This window comes from Streptomyces sp. NPDC041124 (genome assembly GCF_055592385.1).
Window position 1 is genome coordinate 110385 of sequence record NZ_JBVIYR010000010.1, and the last position, 13777, is coordinate 124161.

14 protein-coding genes and 1 pseudogene are annotated in these 13777 nt (G+C 72.2%); 7 read left to right on the forward strand and 8 right to left on the reverse strand.

Features of this window, described 5'->3' with window-relative positions:
* Positions 1 to 52: 52 nt before the first annotated feature.
* Positions 53 to 1318 carry an MFS transporter gene (locus ACZ6A9_RS25675; protein WP_468989541.1) on the reverse strand — a complete coding sequence of 422 codons (1266 nt, stop codon included), beginning with the start codon at positions 1316 to 1318 and terminating at the stop codon, positions 53 to 55.
* 284 nt (positions 1319 to 1602) lie between these two features.
* Between ACZ6A9_RS25675 and ACZ6A9_RS25680 the strand changes: the two genes are divergently transcribed.
* Positions 1603 to 1881, forward strand: coding sequence for a metal-sensitive transcriptional regulator (locus ACZ6A9_RS25680; protein ID WP_228970295.1), 279 nt, complete (start codon positions 1603 to 1605; stop codon positions 1879 to 1881).
* 20 nt (positions 1882 to 1901) lie between these two features.
* On the opposite strand, the gene ACZ6A9_RS25685 is transcribed toward ACZ6A9_RS25680, so the two are convergent.
* From ACZ6A9_RS25685 to ACZ6A9_RS25695, 3 genes and pseudogenes are all read right to left on the reverse strand, one after another.
* Positions 1902 to 2651 carry a sulfite exporter TauE/SafE family protein gene (locus tag ACZ6A9_RS25685; RefSeq protein WP_468989545.1) on the reverse strand — a complete coding sequence of 250 codons (750 nt, stop codon included), beginning with the start codon at positions 2649 to 2651 and terminating at the stop codon, positions 1902 to 1904.
* Positions 2648 to 3007 carry a rhodanese-like domain-containing protein gene (locus tag ACZ6A9_RS25690; protein ID WP_468989547.1) on the reverse strand — a complete coding sequence of 120 codons (360 nt, stop codon included), beginning with the start codon at positions 3005 to 3007 and terminating at the stop codon, positions 2648 to 2650. The genes ACZ6A9_RS25685 and ACZ6A9_RS25690 overlap by 4 nt, the downstream gene beginning before the upstream one ends.
* Positions 3008 to 3068: 61 nt before the next feature.
* Positions 3069 to 3275: pseudogene (locus ACZ6A9_RS25695) on the reverse strand (MBL fold metallo-hydrolase); the annotation flags it as partial.
* Positions 3276 to 3466: 191 nt separating this feature from the next.
* Here ACZ6A9_RS25695 and ACZ6A9_RS25700 point away from each other — a divergent pair.
* From ACZ6A9_RS25700 to ACZ6A9_RS25720, 5 genes are all read left to right on the forward strand, one after another.
* Positions 3467 to 3862, forward strand: a complete 396-nt coding sequence (locus ACZ6A9_RS25700) for a DUF302 domain-containing protein (protein WP_468989549.1) — start codon at positions 3467 to 3469, stop codon at positions 3860 to 3862.
* A gap of 220 nt (positions 3863 to 4082) precedes the next feature.
* Positions 4083 to 4541, forward strand: a complete 459-nt coding sequence (locus tag ACZ6A9_RS25705; RefSeq protein WP_468989551.1) for a hypothetical protein — start codon at positions 4083 to 4085, stop codon at positions 4539 to 4541.
* 53 nt (positions 4542 to 4594) lie between these two features.
* Positions 4595 to 5104, forward strand: coding sequence for a hypothetical protein (locus ACZ6A9_RS25710; protein WP_468989554.1), 510 nt, complete (start codon positions 4595 to 4597; stop codon positions 5102 to 5104).
* A gap of 61 nt (positions 5105 to 5165) precedes the next feature.
* A complete protein-coding gene (locus tag ACZ6A9_RS25715) occupies positions 5166 to 5951 on the forward strand; it encodes a DsbA family protein (RefSeq protein ID WP_468989556.1) in 786 nt (261 codons plus the stop codon).
* Positions 5944 to 6831 (forward strand): cytochrome c biogenesis CcdA family protein, encoded by an 888-nt coding sequence (locus tag ACZ6A9_RS25720; protein ID WP_468989558.1) that lies wholly within the window; start codon positions 5944 to 5946, stop codon positions 6829 to 6831. Before ACZ6A9_RS25715 ends, ACZ6A9_RS25720 begins: the two co-directional genes overlap by 8 nt.
* Before the next feature lie 123 nt (positions 6832 to 6954).
* On the opposite strand, the gene ACZ6A9_RS25725 is transcribed toward ACZ6A9_RS25720, so the two are convergent.
* The gene (locus ACZ6A9_RS25725; RefSeq protein ID WP_468989979.1) at positions 6955 to 8220 is read right to left on the reverse strand and encodes a PQQ-binding-like beta-propeller repeat protein; all 1266 of its coding nucleotides are present in this window, start codon (positions 8218 to 8220) and stop codon (positions 6955 to 6957) included.
* 634 nt (positions 8221 to 8854) lie between these two features.
* Between ACZ6A9_RS25725 and ACZ6A9_RS25730 the strand changes: the two genes are divergently transcribed.
* Positions 8855 to 11638: a glycosyl hydrolase gene (locus ACZ6A9_RS25730; RefSeq protein ID WP_468989560.1), complete on the forward strand. Its 2784-nt coding sequence runs from the start codon at positions 8855 to 8857 to the stop codon at positions 11636 to 11638.
* A gap of 192 nt (positions 11639 to 11830) precedes the next feature.
* Here the strand turns inward: ACZ6A9_RS25730 and ACZ6A9_RS25735 are convergent, their stop codons facing one another.
* From ACZ6A9_RS25735 to ACZ6A9_RS25745, 3 genes are all read right to left on the reverse strand, one after another.
* Entirely contained in the window at positions 11831 to 11989 is a 159-nt protein-coding gene (locus ACZ6A9_RS25735; protein ID WP_468989562.1) for a hypothetical protein, read from the reverse strand.
* The gene (locus ACZ6A9_RS25740; protein ID WP_468989564.1) at positions 11986 to 12459 is read right to left on the reverse strand and encodes a hypothetical protein; all 474 of its coding nucleotides are present in this window, start codon (positions 12457 to 12459) and stop codon (positions 11986 to 11988) included. The genes ACZ6A9_RS25735 and ACZ6A9_RS25740 overlap by 4 nt, the downstream gene beginning before the upstream one ends.
* A gap of 62 nt (positions 12460 to 12521) precedes the next feature.
* Positions 12522 to 13727 carry an erythromycin esterase family protein gene (locus tag ACZ6A9_RS25745; RefSeq protein ID WP_468989566.1) on the reverse strand — a complete coding sequence of 402 codons (1206 nt, stop codon included), beginning with the start codon at positions 13725 to 13727 and terminating at the stop codon, positions 12522 to 12524.
* Positions 13728 to 13777: the final 50 nt, after the last annotated feature.

The following is a 13777-nucleotide window of genomic DNA, read 5'->3' on the forward strand; positions in this document are numbered from 1 at the left end:
GCACGCAGAGCACCCGGAGCCTGCCCCGACAGCGGCGGGGCAGGTTGGCCGTTCAGCGGGGGGCGGGGCGGTGCTCGGTGATCCAGCGGGCGGCGAGTAGTCCGGAGGCGGCGGTGAGGACGGCGGCGGCGATCACGGTGGCGTTGAGGCCGAGGGTGTCGGCGAGGATGCCGGCGACGAGGGCGCCTGCCGCATAGCCGATGTCGCGCCAGAAACGGTAGGTGCCCAGGGCGTTGGCGCGCCAGGCGGGGTGGGCGTGGTCGGAGATGGAGGCGATGAGGGCCGGGTAGACCATGGCGGTGCCCAGGCCGAGGAAGACCGCGGACAGGATGCCCGCGAGCAGCGGCTGGTCGAGGAGGGCGAGGGCGAGGACGAAGCCGATGGCCTGGACGAGCATGCCGTGGACGATGAGGGGTTTGCGGCCGATGCGGTCGGCGAGGTGGCCGGTGGGGATCTGCCCCAGTCCCCACAGGATGGGGTAGAGCCCTTTGATCAGGCCGACGGCGGCGAGGCCGAGGCCGTGGTCGGTGAAGAGCAGGGGGAAGACGCCCCAGGTGAGGCCGTCGTTGAGGTTGTTGATCAGTCCGGCCTGGCTGGCGCCGCGCAGCGAGCGGTTGTGCCAGGAGGTGCGGGTGAAGGTGGCCTTCAGGCCGGTGTCCTCATCCGTCGGCAATGGCTTGGTGTGGTTGGCCATTTCCAGGGCGACGTGGGCGGCGGTGTCGCGGACGGCGAGGGCCAGGGCGAGGCCGGCGGCGACGAAGACGACGCCGATGAGTTCGGGGACGGGGCGCAGGCCGTAGCTGGTGGCGAGGTAGCCGGTGAGCAGGGCGGTGACACCGACGGCGGTGTAGCCGGCGGCTTCGTTCAGGCCGGTGGCAAGTCCTCGGCGGGCGGGGCCGACGAGGTCGATCTTCATGTTGACGGTCATGGACCAGGTCAGGCCCTGGTTCAGGCCGAGCAGGATGTTGGCGGCGACGATCCAGCCCCACGAGGGTGCCCAGGCGAGGGCGAAGGGGACGGGGATGCCGAGCAGCCAGCCGGTCACCAGCAACTGCTTGCGGCGGAAACGGGAGGTGAGCGCCCCGGCGGCGAGGTTGGTGAGCGCCTTGGTGAGGCCGAAGGCGATGATGAAGGAGAAGACGGCCAGGTCGCTGGTCAGGCCGAAGGTCTCGGAGCCGATGAGCGGGACGGTGGTGCGTTCCAGGCCGACCAGGCCTCCGACGCATACGTTGACGATGACCAGCAGGGTGAACTGCAGCCGGTTCTCCCGCAGCCCGAGCCGGACGGGCCGCCCGGTCGCGGTGGGCGTGGCGCTCACGAGGGGGTGTCCTCCGAGTCTCGGGTGGGCCGCTGTCGGCGGGCGCCCACGTAGTCGGTCGGCACGCCGCCGAGGACCGTGACAGCGGGGTGACCGGTCCGTTCTCCGAGACCGGCGGCGGCCACGGCGCACGGACGGCGTAGGTTTTCAAGCGCTCGGCGGCCTGGACGGAATCGATGACCACGGAGGGTGCTCATGGGCGTGAGGTCGCTTTCCGTCTTTTCGTCCGGGAGAGGCACCGAACGGACTAGAATACCCCAAGGGGTATCAATGAAGGAGGATGCGTGGAACTGGACATGGCGGCCGACGAGCTGAAGAGCGTGCTCAACCGGCTGCGCCGGGCGCAGGGGCAGATCGCGGGGATCATCCGGATGATCGAGGAAGGCCGGGACTGCGAGGACGTGATCACGCAGCTCGCCGCGGTCTCCCGGGCCCTGGACCGGGCCGGTTTCGCGATCATCGCGACGGGGCTGCAGCACTGCATGGCCGAGGGCGGACAGGTGGACGGTGACCGGGACCGGATGCGCGCCCGGCTGGAGAAGCTGTTCCTGTCGCTGGCCTGAGCCCCGGCCCGGACCTCGTCTCACGTCACCGCGTCGGCGAGCATGAAGGCGGCCACGGCCAGCAGGACCACCGCGAAGACGCGCTGCAGCCGGGGTCCTGAGACCCTCGCGGCGAGGCGTTTGCCGTCCCACGCGCCCAGGACGGCGGCCGCGATGAAAGGGCCGATCACCGCCCAGTCGAGGGAGACCGCGGCGCCCGAGCGGGTGGCGAGCGAGGCCAGGGAGTTGGCCGTGATGACCAGCAGGCTGGTGCCGACGGCGGCCTGCATCTCGAAGGCCAGGACGGTGACCAGGGCGGGGACGGCGAGGAAGCCGCCGCCCACGCCCAGCAGTCCGGTCAGCGCACCCAGTCCCGCCCCCGCACCGGCGGCCCTGCCCGGCCGTACCGGGCGGGTCCCCCCGCCGGCCGGGGCGGCGGGGCGGAGCATCCGCAGCGCGGCGACGGCCGCGACCCCCGCGAAGGCGAGGGTGAGGACGGCCTGCGGCAGGCGGGCGGCGGCGGCTCCCGCCAGGGCGGCCGGCAGCAGGCCCGCCGCGGCGAACGCCGCGCCGGCTCTCCACCGTACGTTTCCCGCGCGGGCGTGAGCGTACAGCGCGGTCAGGGAGGTCACGGTGACGATGACGAGGCTGCCGGTGGTCGCCGCGGCAGGGGTGAAGCCGAGCAGGTAGATCAGGGCGGGAACGGCCAGGACGCTGCCGCCGCCGCCGAGCGCGCCGAGCGCCAGGCCGACCACGGCCCCCGCGATCAGGGCCAGGACCAGGGCGCTCACGCGATCCGGCCGCCCTGCCCGCGCTCGCCGACGACCGGCAGCCCGGCCTTCGCCCAGGCGTTCATGCCGCCGGTGACGTCGACGGCGTCGACACCGCGGGAGACCAGGAGCTTGGCTGCCTGCTGCGAACGGTGCCCGGAGCGGCAGATCGCCACCACCGGCCGGTCCCGCACCTCCGGCGGGAGCGCGGCTCCGGCCAGCAACCGGGTCAGGGGCAGGTGGACGGCGTCGGGCGCGTGCCCGGCCCTCCACTCCGGCACCTCGCGCACGTCGAGCAGCACGGCGGTGCCGTCGCCGGTGCGGGTGCGGGCCTGCTCGGGGGTGAGGCGGTCCGTGCCGCGTCGGAAGAGGAACATGGTGGTGCCCTTGGGTCGGGTGAGCGGATGGGGTGATCAGTGGCGGGTCAGGTCAGGCCCGCCTCGCCGGCGGCGTCGCGCGCAGGACCAGAGCCTCGTGCACATGAGCCTCCGCCACGTACGCGATGCGCGCCCCGCACCTCACCGCGGCGGCGACGACCTGGCCGATGTCGCGCGGCGGGTCGACGGCGACCGCACGTCGGGCGCCGCCCACCAGATGGCTGCGGTTGCCCGCACCCTCGAGTTCCAGGGTGTCGGCGAAGAACACGGCTACGGCTCCTCCACAAGAGACTGTGTACCTCGGGGGGTATCCGGCCCACTCACTCTAACAAAGATACCCAGGGGGGTATTTCGCCCGCCCCCTGCCCGGACGACTCGGCCGGCATCGCTTCCACCGCGTCGGGTACCCGGCGGGGTATCAAGGGAATCAGGCATTCCGTACCGAGGGAGCAGCGAACCGTGTCCTACGACCGCACCGTCCGCCTGGCCACCACCGACTTCGACGCCGCCGTCACCGCCGTCCGCCAGGCCCTCGCCGACCAGGGATTCGGCGTCCTCACCGAGATCGACGTGACGGCCACCCTGAAGGCCAAGCTCGACCACGACATGGAGGACTACCTGATCCTGGGCGCCTGCAACCCGCCCCTGGCCCACCGGGCCCTGGAGGCCGACCGCTCCATCGGCCTGCTCCTGCCGTGCAACGTCGTCGTCCGCCGCGACGGCGACCACACGCTCGTCCAGGCCCTCGACCCGGGCACCATGGTCACCCTCACCGGCCTCGACACCCTCAAGCCCGTCGCCGAGGAGGCCACCGCCCGCCTGGACGCCGCCCTGCGGACCCTGTCCGCCACCTGACCCACCCCTGACGGCCGCCACCCGGCCGCGACCGTCCCGGTCTCCAGACAGGGCCAGGGGATCGACGGCGGGGGTGACCGGGGTGCCGCGGAGGTCATGGCGGCGGTTCACCTCCGCGACATGGGCGCCGGCGACGTCTTCACGACCCATGGGTGCATACCCCTACCCGTATGCCCTATCGTGGCTCCCGCATGCGGTATCGCCTCACGGAGCCCACACGATGACAGTGCCCTCTTCGCACCACAGAGCGGGTTCCGTGCTGCGCTGCCTTGTGGTGCTGGTCGCCGTGCTGGTCTCGTCCCTGTGTGCGGCCGGGCAGTCCGCGGCGGAATCCGTCCGCGGTGAACCGGCCTCCGCCACAGCCGGTGTACGGCCCGCAGCAGGACCCCTCGTCGGCGAAGCCGCTGCGGAGCAGGGCAGCGTCGACGTCCGGGAAGCCGTTGCCCTCGTCGAGGTGGCCGGCCCCTCGTCGTCGGACACCGGGCGCTGCGACAAACATTCCGGCCCCGACATCGCCTCCACCCTCGACGGCTCCCGTCCGTCCGCGCCGCTGCCGACGGCGGAACGCGAAGAGCACCGCACCCCGGCCCCGTCGGCAGGCCCGGTTCCCGCATGCGCGGGGCCCGGGTCCGCGCCGCCCGCACCCGACCTGGTACAGCTCTCCGTCCTGAGGATCTAGACCGGCCCGCGCGCCGTGTCCCTTCACCTCCTCAGCGAAACGGAGTCCCTCTCATGCCCTCCTCCCGGTCCCTGCGCCGGGCGGGAGCGACGCTGGCCGCGTGGCAGTCCCCCCAGTGGGTCGCCGCCACGGCCGGTGCCGCACTGACCACGGTGCTGGTGGGCGTGCCCACCGCGGTGGTGCCCTCGCCCCTGTTCTCCCGTTCCGTCCCCGTCCAGTGGTGGAACTACCCCGTGCTCGCCGCCACCGCGGTGCTCGCCGGCCTCGTTCTGGCCACCTTCGTCAAACCGCCGCGGGGCTCCCGGGCCCCGGAGGACCACGACGATCCGTCCGCCAGGACCGTCGGACGGCTCGGGTCGGCCGGCGGTCTGCTGTCGCTGCTGGCGGTGGGCTGCCCCGTCTGCAACAAGCTCGTCCTGGTCCTGCTGGGCACCTCCGGTGCGCTCACCTACTGGGCCCCGCTGCAACCGCTGGTGGCCGTCGTCTCCCTCGTCCTGCTGGCCGAGGCGGCGCTGCGCAGGCTCTCCACGGCCGACACGTGCCCCGTGCCCGTCAGCCGCTGAGCCTTTCGCCGCCCCCCTCGCGGACGTCTCCTCCCTCCTTCCCACCCCTCGGAGCACCACCATGCCCAAAACATCCGCACCCTCCGCGTCTTCGCGAGCCGGGCGGCCACGCCCCGGCCGCACCCGGCGCGTCCTCGCCGTGATCGTGCTGACCGCCGCCGTCGTCACCGCCGTCCTCGCCCTCACCCTCGGCCGCGACACCGCCGGAGGCGGTACGGCCGCTCCTGCCACGGTGTCGACCCCCGCAGAACAGGAACCGGCGAACCCGCAGCTGCTCGCCCTGGCCCGCCGGGACGCCGACGATCCGCTCGCCCTCGGCAGCCCCGACGCGCCCGTCGTCCTGATCGAGTACTCCGACTTCCAGTGCCCCTTCTGCGGCCGCTTCGCCCGCGACACCAAGCCGGATCTGGTCCGCGACTACGTCGACGAGGGCATCCTGCGCATCGAGTGGCGCAACTTCCCCGTCTTCGGCGCCGAGTCCGACCAGGCCGCACGAGCCGGCTGGGCGGCCGGACGGCAAAACCGCTTCTGGCAGTTCCACGACGAGGCCTACGCCGAGCCGCGCCGGCGCAACGCGGGCGACTTCAGCGAGGACAACCTCATCGCCCTGGCCCGGAAGGCCGGCGTCGAGGACCTCGCGCGGTTCGAGAAGGACATGGCCTCCGACGCCGCCCACCAGGCGGTCGCCCGGGACAGCGAGGAGGGCTACGGCATCGGGGTCACCAGCACCCCCGCGTTCCTGATCAACGGCCGGCCGGTGCTCGGTGCCCAGCCCACGGACGTCTTCACCGACCTCATCGACGGGGCCGCCGAGCAGGCACGGCGGCAGAGGGACGGCGATGAGTGACCCCGGCGTGCTGGTCGCCTTCCTCGGCGGCCTGCTGGCCCTCCTCAGCCCCTGTTCGGCCCTGCTGCTGCCGGCTTTCTTCGCGTACTCCTTCACCAGCCGCACCCGGCTCCTGAGCCGCACGGCACTGTTCTACGCCGGACTCTGCCTCACCCTGGTGCCGCTCGGGGTGGCCGGCTCCTTCGCCGGGCGGCTCTTCTACGGACACCGGGACGCCCTGGTGACGGCGGGCGGCTGGCTGGTCATCGCGCTCGGCGTGGCCCAGGTGCTGGGCCGGGGATTCGGCTCGCGCCGCCTGCGGCAGGCGGCCGGCAGGCGCCGCTCGGGATCCGCGGCCTCCGTGCTGGCGCTGGGCTCGGTCTACGGCCTGGCCGGCTTCTGCGCGGGGCCGATCCTCGGCGCCGTCCTGACCGTCGCGGCCATGGGCGGCAACCCCTGGCGGGGCGGCGCGCTGCTGGCCGTCTACGCCCTGGGCATGGCGGTACCGATGTTCGTCCTCGCCGCCCTGTGGGACCGCTACGACCTCGGGCGCCGGCCGTGGCTGCGCGGCCGGGTGATCCACCTCGGGAAAGTACCGCTGCACACCACCTCCCTGGCCGGCGGAACGATGTTCATCCTGCTGGGCGCCCTCTTCCTGGCCTTCGACGGCACCTCCGCCCTGCCGTCCCTGATCGGAGTGGACGCGGAGTTCGCCTGGGAGGAACGGCTCTCCCGGTGGGCGGGCGCGATCCCCGACCGCATCCTGCTGCTCGGCGTGTCCACCGTCGCGGCCGCCTCGGCCCTCGCCGTCCTGCTGCGCACTCGCCCCGGACGGAAGGAGGAACGACACCCGCCGGCGGAGCAGGTCCGCGAGGACGGGCCCGCGAGGGAACATCGCTGACCTCACGCGTGTCCCGGGAGGACCCACTCCGGATCCTCCCGGGAGCGGGGCTCGCGGACGGCCACGAGGCCGATGTCCGGCCCCGTCCTGGCGGGGCGCACGGCCGCCCGTCCGGCGCGTGCGTCACACCGGCAGCGCGTGCAGCTCGGTGCCGTGCAGGGCGAAGACGCGCTCGCCGTCGGTGGCTACCAGCCAGGAGTGGTGGTCGCCGGTCCCGTCGTTGAACGTCCAGCGCACCTCACCGGTCTTCGCGTCCATGGCGATGACGCCGCCCTCCGTGTCGAGGTCCGTGGCGCCGTAGAGGGTGTCGCCCACCTTGACGTACTGGCGCGGCACCTGGAGTCCCGCGTCCGCGAGGGCAGTCGACTGCCAGAGGAGCTTGCCGCTCCGCGGGTCGACGGCCCTCGACGTCCGTGCGCTGTCGGCGATGTAGAGCACGTCCTCCAGCACGGCCGGCTCCTTGAAGAGGGCGAACTCCGATGCTTCCAGGGACCACTTCTCCTTGCCGTCGGAGAGGTTGAAGGCCTGGAGCCGGTTCCCCTGCGGGACGATCACCAGGTTCTCGTGGACGGTGAAGAAGCCGTAGTTCGTCCTGGTCGTCTTCTGTGTCCACACCTGGCCGCCGGTGGCGGTGTCGCGGACGGTGAGGTTCTTCTTGAGGTCGGTGTAGACGAGGTGACGCCCGCGGACTGCGGTGTGGATGCCGTCCTGCATGGTGCCGAGGTCGCGCTGTTCCTTCCAGGCGATCCTGCCGGTGGTGCTGTCGAGGGCCGCGATGACGTTGGTCTTCGACGACCCGTCGTCCTCGAGGATCTCGGCGATGACGTACACCTGCGTCTCGTCCACCGCGATGGGCCGCGGCTGCCGGTAGCCCTTGCCCAGGCGGCTGCGCCAGGTCTCCTTGCCGGAGGCCGGGTCGTATCCGGTGACGGTGCCGTCGTACCGGCTGCTGGCCAGGTACAGCGTGTCCTCGCCGAGCAGCAGGGGCGCTCCGGGGACCGTGCCGCCGGGCAGGGACCACTTCTGCTTGCCGGTCGAGGTGTCGAGGGCGGCCAGCGGGCTGCCGCTGGCGAGCACGACACCGGCGGCGACGACGAGTTCGTCGTTGTCCCCGTAGGTCTCGGCCGAGGTCGTCTTCGTCCACAGCGGCTTCGGAGCCTTGCCGTCCCCGCCCGTGGCGCCGCCGTCGCCGGGCTTCCTGTCGTCGCCCTTCGGCCGCTCACCACCGGCGCTTGTGGGGTCCTCGGCGTCCGTGGCGCCCTCGTCGCAGCCGACCGTCCCGGCGGTCAGGGCGCCCAGTGCGAGAGCGCCGCCGGCCAGCCGGAGCAGCCGCCGGCGGGAAGGCGTCCGGTACGTCCCGGACGACCTGAACGATCCGTCCTGCGCCATGCCTTTGCCCGTGGTCATTCGTCTTACCCCCGTGATGCGTCGGAGCGGGAACACAAACAGGAAGGGCCCACGCCGTATCGAACACACGGACGTACGCCCCTGCCGCGAGGAACGCTAATCGACGCTCCCTCGCCCGCACTTCGGCGGAGCACAACCGCGACGGCACCGTGAAACGATCAGGACAACACGGCCCCGACCCCACGTCCGCGTGCCGCTGCTGACAACGCCGGCCGGCCGTCGCCGCCCCCTCGGGGACTGACGCGGTCCGAGTCGGGACGCGGGCCCCTCCCCGTCATCACCGTCCTGGCCGACGACTGGGGTGTCACCGACCGCCGCGACGGCCCCGGCAAGACCGTGGGGGCGGTGCTGGACACCGAGTCGAGCGGTCGGTCCGGCACCTCCGAGCACGTAGGCGGCCGTGCGGGCCGGGCTCAGCGGTCGTAGCGGTGGGTGTACGGGGTGTCCGTGCGACCCCCCGTTCACCGGCTCGGGCCGGCCTCGAAGAGATGACGGATGACGGGCTCCGTGCGGCCGGTTGTGTTCAAGCCATTGACACGTGCATTACATGGGCTTTACGTTCCGGCCATCTGAGAGCGCTCTCAGAACCTCCCCCTGTCACGACTTGAGGTGACGCATGCCATCCCCACGCACCAGACCGGCCACCGTTCTGCTGCTGGCCTCGGCCCTCGCCGCCGTCGGCCTCGGCCCGGCCGCCGCACCGGCGGCCGCCGCCACCGTTCCCGTAGGCTCCGGCAGTTACTCCGACACCCGGCCCCCCGGCACGTCGGGCCCCACCACCAACACCGGAACCCCGGTCACCCCCAAGGTGACCGCCGCCGCGAAGAACCGGCCGGTGCCCACCAACGACTGGTGGTCCTCCCTCGCCTTCCAGCGCTACGGCGACAACCCGTACTCGACCCCCATGTACGGGCACCCCCTCACCTACCAGGCCACCGCCGGCGGGCTCGACGTCGGCTACCCGACGAGCCCCACGATCGTCGGCGACGGCCGCCAGTACGAGTACGCCCACAAGCGCGACCTCACCATCGGGATCAGCGGCCTCAACTCCCCCGACACCAAGGCCGACGACTGGTCCGACTGGACGGTCACCCCGTACTGGTCCGACGGCGCCCGCACCCTGCGCACCACCATCGGCCACGGCTCCCCGTTCGTCTACGCCAAGGGTTCCGGCGGCAACGCGCAGATCACCACCGCCGGCGCGCCCACGGTCTTCGCCGACCAGGGCAACGTCCTCGGCATCACCGTCGCCGGGCACCACTACGCCCTCTTCGCGCCGACCGGCAGCGACTGGAACGTCGCCGGATCGACCGTCACCGCGGGTCTCGGCTCCAAGGACTACTTCTCCGTCGCCGTGCTGCCCTCCACCGGCGCGCTGGCGACGTTCAAGAAGTACGCGTACAGCTTCGTCACCGGCTCCAAGGTCACCTGGAACTACTCCGGGGGCACGGTCGGGGCCACCTACACGCTCACCACCGAGGCGAAGGAAGGCACCGAGCGCGGCACGCTCCAGGCCCTCTACCGCCACCAGTGGCTGAACACCAAGGACGCCCTCACGTCCTACACGTACGTCTCACCGCGCGGCACGATGAAGGTCCGCGAGTCGGCCTCCTTCACCACGAGCCAGAAGGCGTCGCCGGTCCTGCCCGCGCTGCCCAAGTCGAACGGCGTGGACGCCGCCCGGCTGCGCGGATACCTGAACGACGTCGTGAACGCCTCCGACCCCTTCTCCGGAGCCAGCGACACCTACTGGACCGGCAAGGCCCTCGGGCGCCTCGCCCAACTCGTGCCGGTCGCCGACCAGATCGGTGAGACCGCCGTCCGCGACCGGATGCTCGGCCTGATGAAGGGCAAGCTCCAGGACTGGTTCACCGCGGGAGGCGCGAACGAGTTCAGCTACGACAAGGACTGGAAGACGCTCACCGGCTACCCCGCCTCCTACGGCAGCGACACCGAACTGAACGACCACCACTTCCACTACGGCTACTACGTCTACGCGGCGGCGATCATCGCCCAGTACGACCCGGCGTGGGCCGCCGACTCCGCGTGGGGCGGCATGGTCAAGACCCTCGTGCGGGACACCGCCAACCCCAGCCGCACCGACACCGCCTACCCCTTCCTGCGCGGCTTCGACGTCTACGCGGGCCACGGCTGGGCCTCCGGGCACCAGGGCTTCGCCGCCGGCAACAACCAGGAGTCCTCCTCCGAGTCCACCAACCTCAGCACGGCGCTGATCCTGTGGGGCTCCGCGACCGGCGACACCTCGCTGCGTGACCTCGGCACCTTCCTGCTGACCACCGAGTCGGAGTCGATCGCCCAGTACTGGTTCGACGCCGACGAGCAGGTCTTCCCCTCCTCCTTCGGCCACGACACGGCCGGCATGGTGTGGGGCAGCGGCGCCGCCTACGCCACCTGGTGGACCGCCAACCCCGAGGAGATCCACGGCATCAACGTCCTGCCCGTGACCGGCGGATCGCTGCACCTCGGCGGCGAGAAGGCCGCCATCCGGCGCAACATCGCCGAGATGGAACGGGAGAACGGCGGCCCGGCCGTCGAATGGCGCGACCTGCTCTGGGAGTTCGAGTCCTTCGCCGACCCCGCGACGGCCAAGGCCAAGTGGGACGCGGGCCACGCAGGCTACACCCCGGAGGAGGGGGAGTCGAAGGCGCACACCTACCACTGGATCAACACCTTCGCCGCCCTCGGCGCCCCGGACGCCACCGTGACCGGTGACATCCCCACCTCGGCCGTCTTCACCAAGGGCACGACCCGCACGTACGCGGCCCACAACCACGGGTCCACGGCGCGCACCGTCACCTTCTCCGACGGCAAGACCCTCTCCGTACCGGCCCGTTCCACCGCGACCGGCAGCGGAACCGGGTCCACGGACCCCGACCCCGATCCGGACCCGGAGCCGCCGACCGGCAACACCTTCCAGCTGCGCGGCGGCGGCGTCCTGACCACCGCGACCGGCGGCACCGCGGGCAGCGACACCATCGCCTCCGCCGACGGCACCAACCGCGACGGCACCCCGTACCAGCCCCTCGTCTACCAGGTCCGCGGCGTGAACGGCACGCTCACCCCGGGCGCGGGGACCTCCTTCCGGCTCCAGGTGGACGCGGGCACCACGGTCGGTCTCGGGCAACAGGCCCGGGTGAGCTACGACTTCACCGGCGACGGAAGCTTCGACCGGACCGAGACCTACCACTACTTCGCGACCGACCCGGTCACCGGATGGGAGGAGTACACGCAGGCCCGTGGACTCAAGGCGTCCACGGGCAGCCTCGCCAACCTCAACGGCGGCACCGTGCGCCTCGAGGTGTGGAGCGCCATCGGCAACGGCACCTCCAAGCTCCAGACGGGCACGGACAAGTCCGTGCTGGTGATCCCCTACAGCTGAACCGGCGACAGCGGTGCGGCGGGGGCCGGCGTCCGGCCGGCCCCCGCCGCACCGGCAGGTCCGTCCCCGCTCGTCGGCGCCAGAGGCGCCCAGACGGCCCCTGCTCCTCCGCGGTGGGCCCGCACACGCTGCCACGACGTACCGGCGATCCGCTCTGCCCAGGCGGTGTTCGGCAGCGCCGGCGGCGGTGGATCAGGTCGCCCGGGCGGCCTCAGCGCAGGAGCGACCTCGGAGCGGCAGGGACCAGAACACCGCGGTCCGCACCCACCACGGCCGACGCTGATGCGCCGGCAGGCCGCGCAGGGCGACCCGGGCCACCACGAGCACGACGAAGACCGTGAGCAGGGTCATGACGCCGTCGCGGTCTTCCGGGCGCGGGACGCGGTCGCGCGGGCGGCGCCGACGGCGAGCAGGGCGGCAGACGGGGCCAGGGACGCGCTCGCCCAGTTCATCCACACGTAGTCGGGGTCGCTGGAGTAGACGGAGCCGTCGTCGCGGACGCAGTCGAAGCGCAGCGGCAGGTACGAGGAGCGGTGGTGGGAGAGGCCCTGCGTCGTCTCGTCGTCGAAGCCGTCGCGGCAGGCCGGGGCCGGGATCGAGTCCGCGCCGTCACCGAACGCCTGCTCCGACGCCACGACACCGGAGAACCCCAGGGAGTAGACGGCCGCGGCCGCCAGCGCGGCGGTTGACGCCGCGCGGCGCAGCAGGTGCACCGCCCAGGGCTCGGGCCGGCCGGGGAGCGCCACCGAGGCGGCGCCCGCCGCGGTGACGAGCGCGCCGACGGCACAGACCAGGAAGAGACCCAGACCCACCAGCAGCACCGTCACGTCCTTCCGAAGGGAGGTGAGGGAACCGGGCTGGGCCTCACGGAGACGGACAGACCCTACTCGCACGTAACGTTCCTGACGTACACCACCCCTTCCGTGCACGGCAGTTGGGCCGGGTCGAAGGGGGCGTAGCCGAAGTACTCGGAGACCCGGGTGGTAACGGGCGTGTCGCCGAGGGCGGTGGACAGGTGGGCGGCGTCGAGGACGTACCGGTCCCCGGGGAGGTCGTACAGCAGGCCTTCGAGGGTGTGCGGGGGTGGGGTGTCGACGCCGTGGTGGCGGAGCGTGCCGAGGGTGGTGGCCAGGAAGGCGTACTGGTCGCCGAGGTGGGTGCTCACGAGGGCGCCGGCGCTCCACCATTCCAGCAGCGGGTGGTCCCTCATGCGCAGGGAGCTCTTGTCCCGTTGGAGGTGGCTGTTGTGGGCGTACACGAGTGCCGGGCCCCGGGCCGTGAGAGCGAGGAGGTTGTCGGCCATCATCGCGTCGCGCGTGGCGAGGAGGTGGGTCATGCGGGACGGTGAGGTGTCGGCCGTCCAGGAGTGGTAGCGGAGCAGACCGGTGGCGGTGCGTGCGTACAGGTGGGCGGTGTACCGGTCGCCGGGCGAGGTCGCCGTGACGAGGTGGGGCCTCTGTGTGTCCAGCAGTGCGGTGAGATCGTCGGCGAGCAGCCGCAGCTCCCGCGCCTCCGGGGTGCGGCCGACGGACCGGGACGGGTCCGTCATCACGTCCGGGTCGGTCCACCGCTCGTCCGTGCCGAGGAGACGGTCGAGCGTGTCCATGGAGCAGGGGAGCAGGTCCGGATCGATGTGCGCCGTGAGGTACGTGTGGAGGGCGGTGAGGGATCGTCTCGGGCTCTCGGCGCCGGTGATCTCCAGGGGGCCGTCGAAGCCGGCGAAGCGGACCTGGTCGGGGCGCGGGCGGTCCTCGTTGTACGCGCGCATCCAGCGGACCAGTTCGCGGTTGGCCGCTGAGGCGCCCCACCCGTGGCTGAGGCCGTGCTCCATGACCTCGTCGAGGGTGCCGGTGCCGGTGGTGACGTACGCGTCCACGGCGAGGCCCCTGACGCAGTCGGTCTCCAACGCGATCGTCCGGTAGCCCTGTTGCTCGACGAGCTGCCGGAACAACTCGTTGCGCAGGTCAAGGAGGGTGTCCTCGCCGTGGGTGGGCTCGCCCAGGGCGAGGAGGCGCGGGCGGGCCGGGAGCAGCTTCATCACCGCTGCGGCGTCGACGGAACGGGCGATGTCCTTGAGGTCGGTTGCCATGCCTTCAACGGTATCGTTGAACTTTCGGTGGAAACTTGAGCGCGGTAGTC

What these genes read in the sequence shown, in the direction of transcription:
- ACZ6A9_RS25725 (WP_468989979.1), bottom strand. Translation starts at nt 8,220, where the DNA reads ATGGCGCAGGACGGATCGTTCAGGTCGTCCGGGACGTACCGGACGCCT.
- ACZ6A9_RS25730 (WP_468989560.1), top strand. Translation starts at nt 8,855, where the DNA reads ATGCCATCCCCACGCACCAGACCGGCCACCGTTCTGCTGCTGGCCTCG.
- ACZ6A9_RS25720 (WP_468989558.1), top strand. Translation starts at nt 5,944, where the DNA reads ATGAGTGACCCCGGCGTGCTGGTCGCCTTCCTCGGCGGCCTGCTGGCC.
- ACZ6A9_RS25745 (WP_468989566.1), bottom strand. Translation starts at nt 13,727, where the DNA reads ATGGCAACCGACCTCAAGGACATCGCCCGTTCCGTCGACGCCGCAGCG.
- ACZ6A9_RS25705 (WP_468989551.1), top strand. Translation starts at nt 4,083, where the DNA reads ATGACAGTGCCCTCTTCGCACCACAGAGCGGGTTCCGTGCTGCGCTGC.
- ACZ6A9_RS25735 (WP_468989562.1), bottom strand. Translation starts at nt 11,989, where the DNA reads ATGACCCTGCTCACGGTCTTCGTCGTGCTCGTGGTGGCCCGGGTCGCC.
- ACZ6A9_RS25690 (WP_468989547.1), bottom strand. Translation starts at nt 3,007, where the DNA reads ATGTTCCTCTTCCGACGCGGCACGGACCGCCTCACCCCCGAGCAGGCC.
- ACZ6A9_RS25715 (WP_468989556.1), top strand. Translation starts at nt 5,166, where the DNA reads ATGCCCAAAACATCCGCACCCTCCGCGTCTTCGCGAGCCGGGCGGCCA.
- ACZ6A9_RS25710 (WP_468989554.1), top strand. Translation starts at nt 4,595, where the DNA reads ATGCCCTCCTCCCGGTCCCTGCGCCGGGCGGGAGCGACGCTGGCCGCG.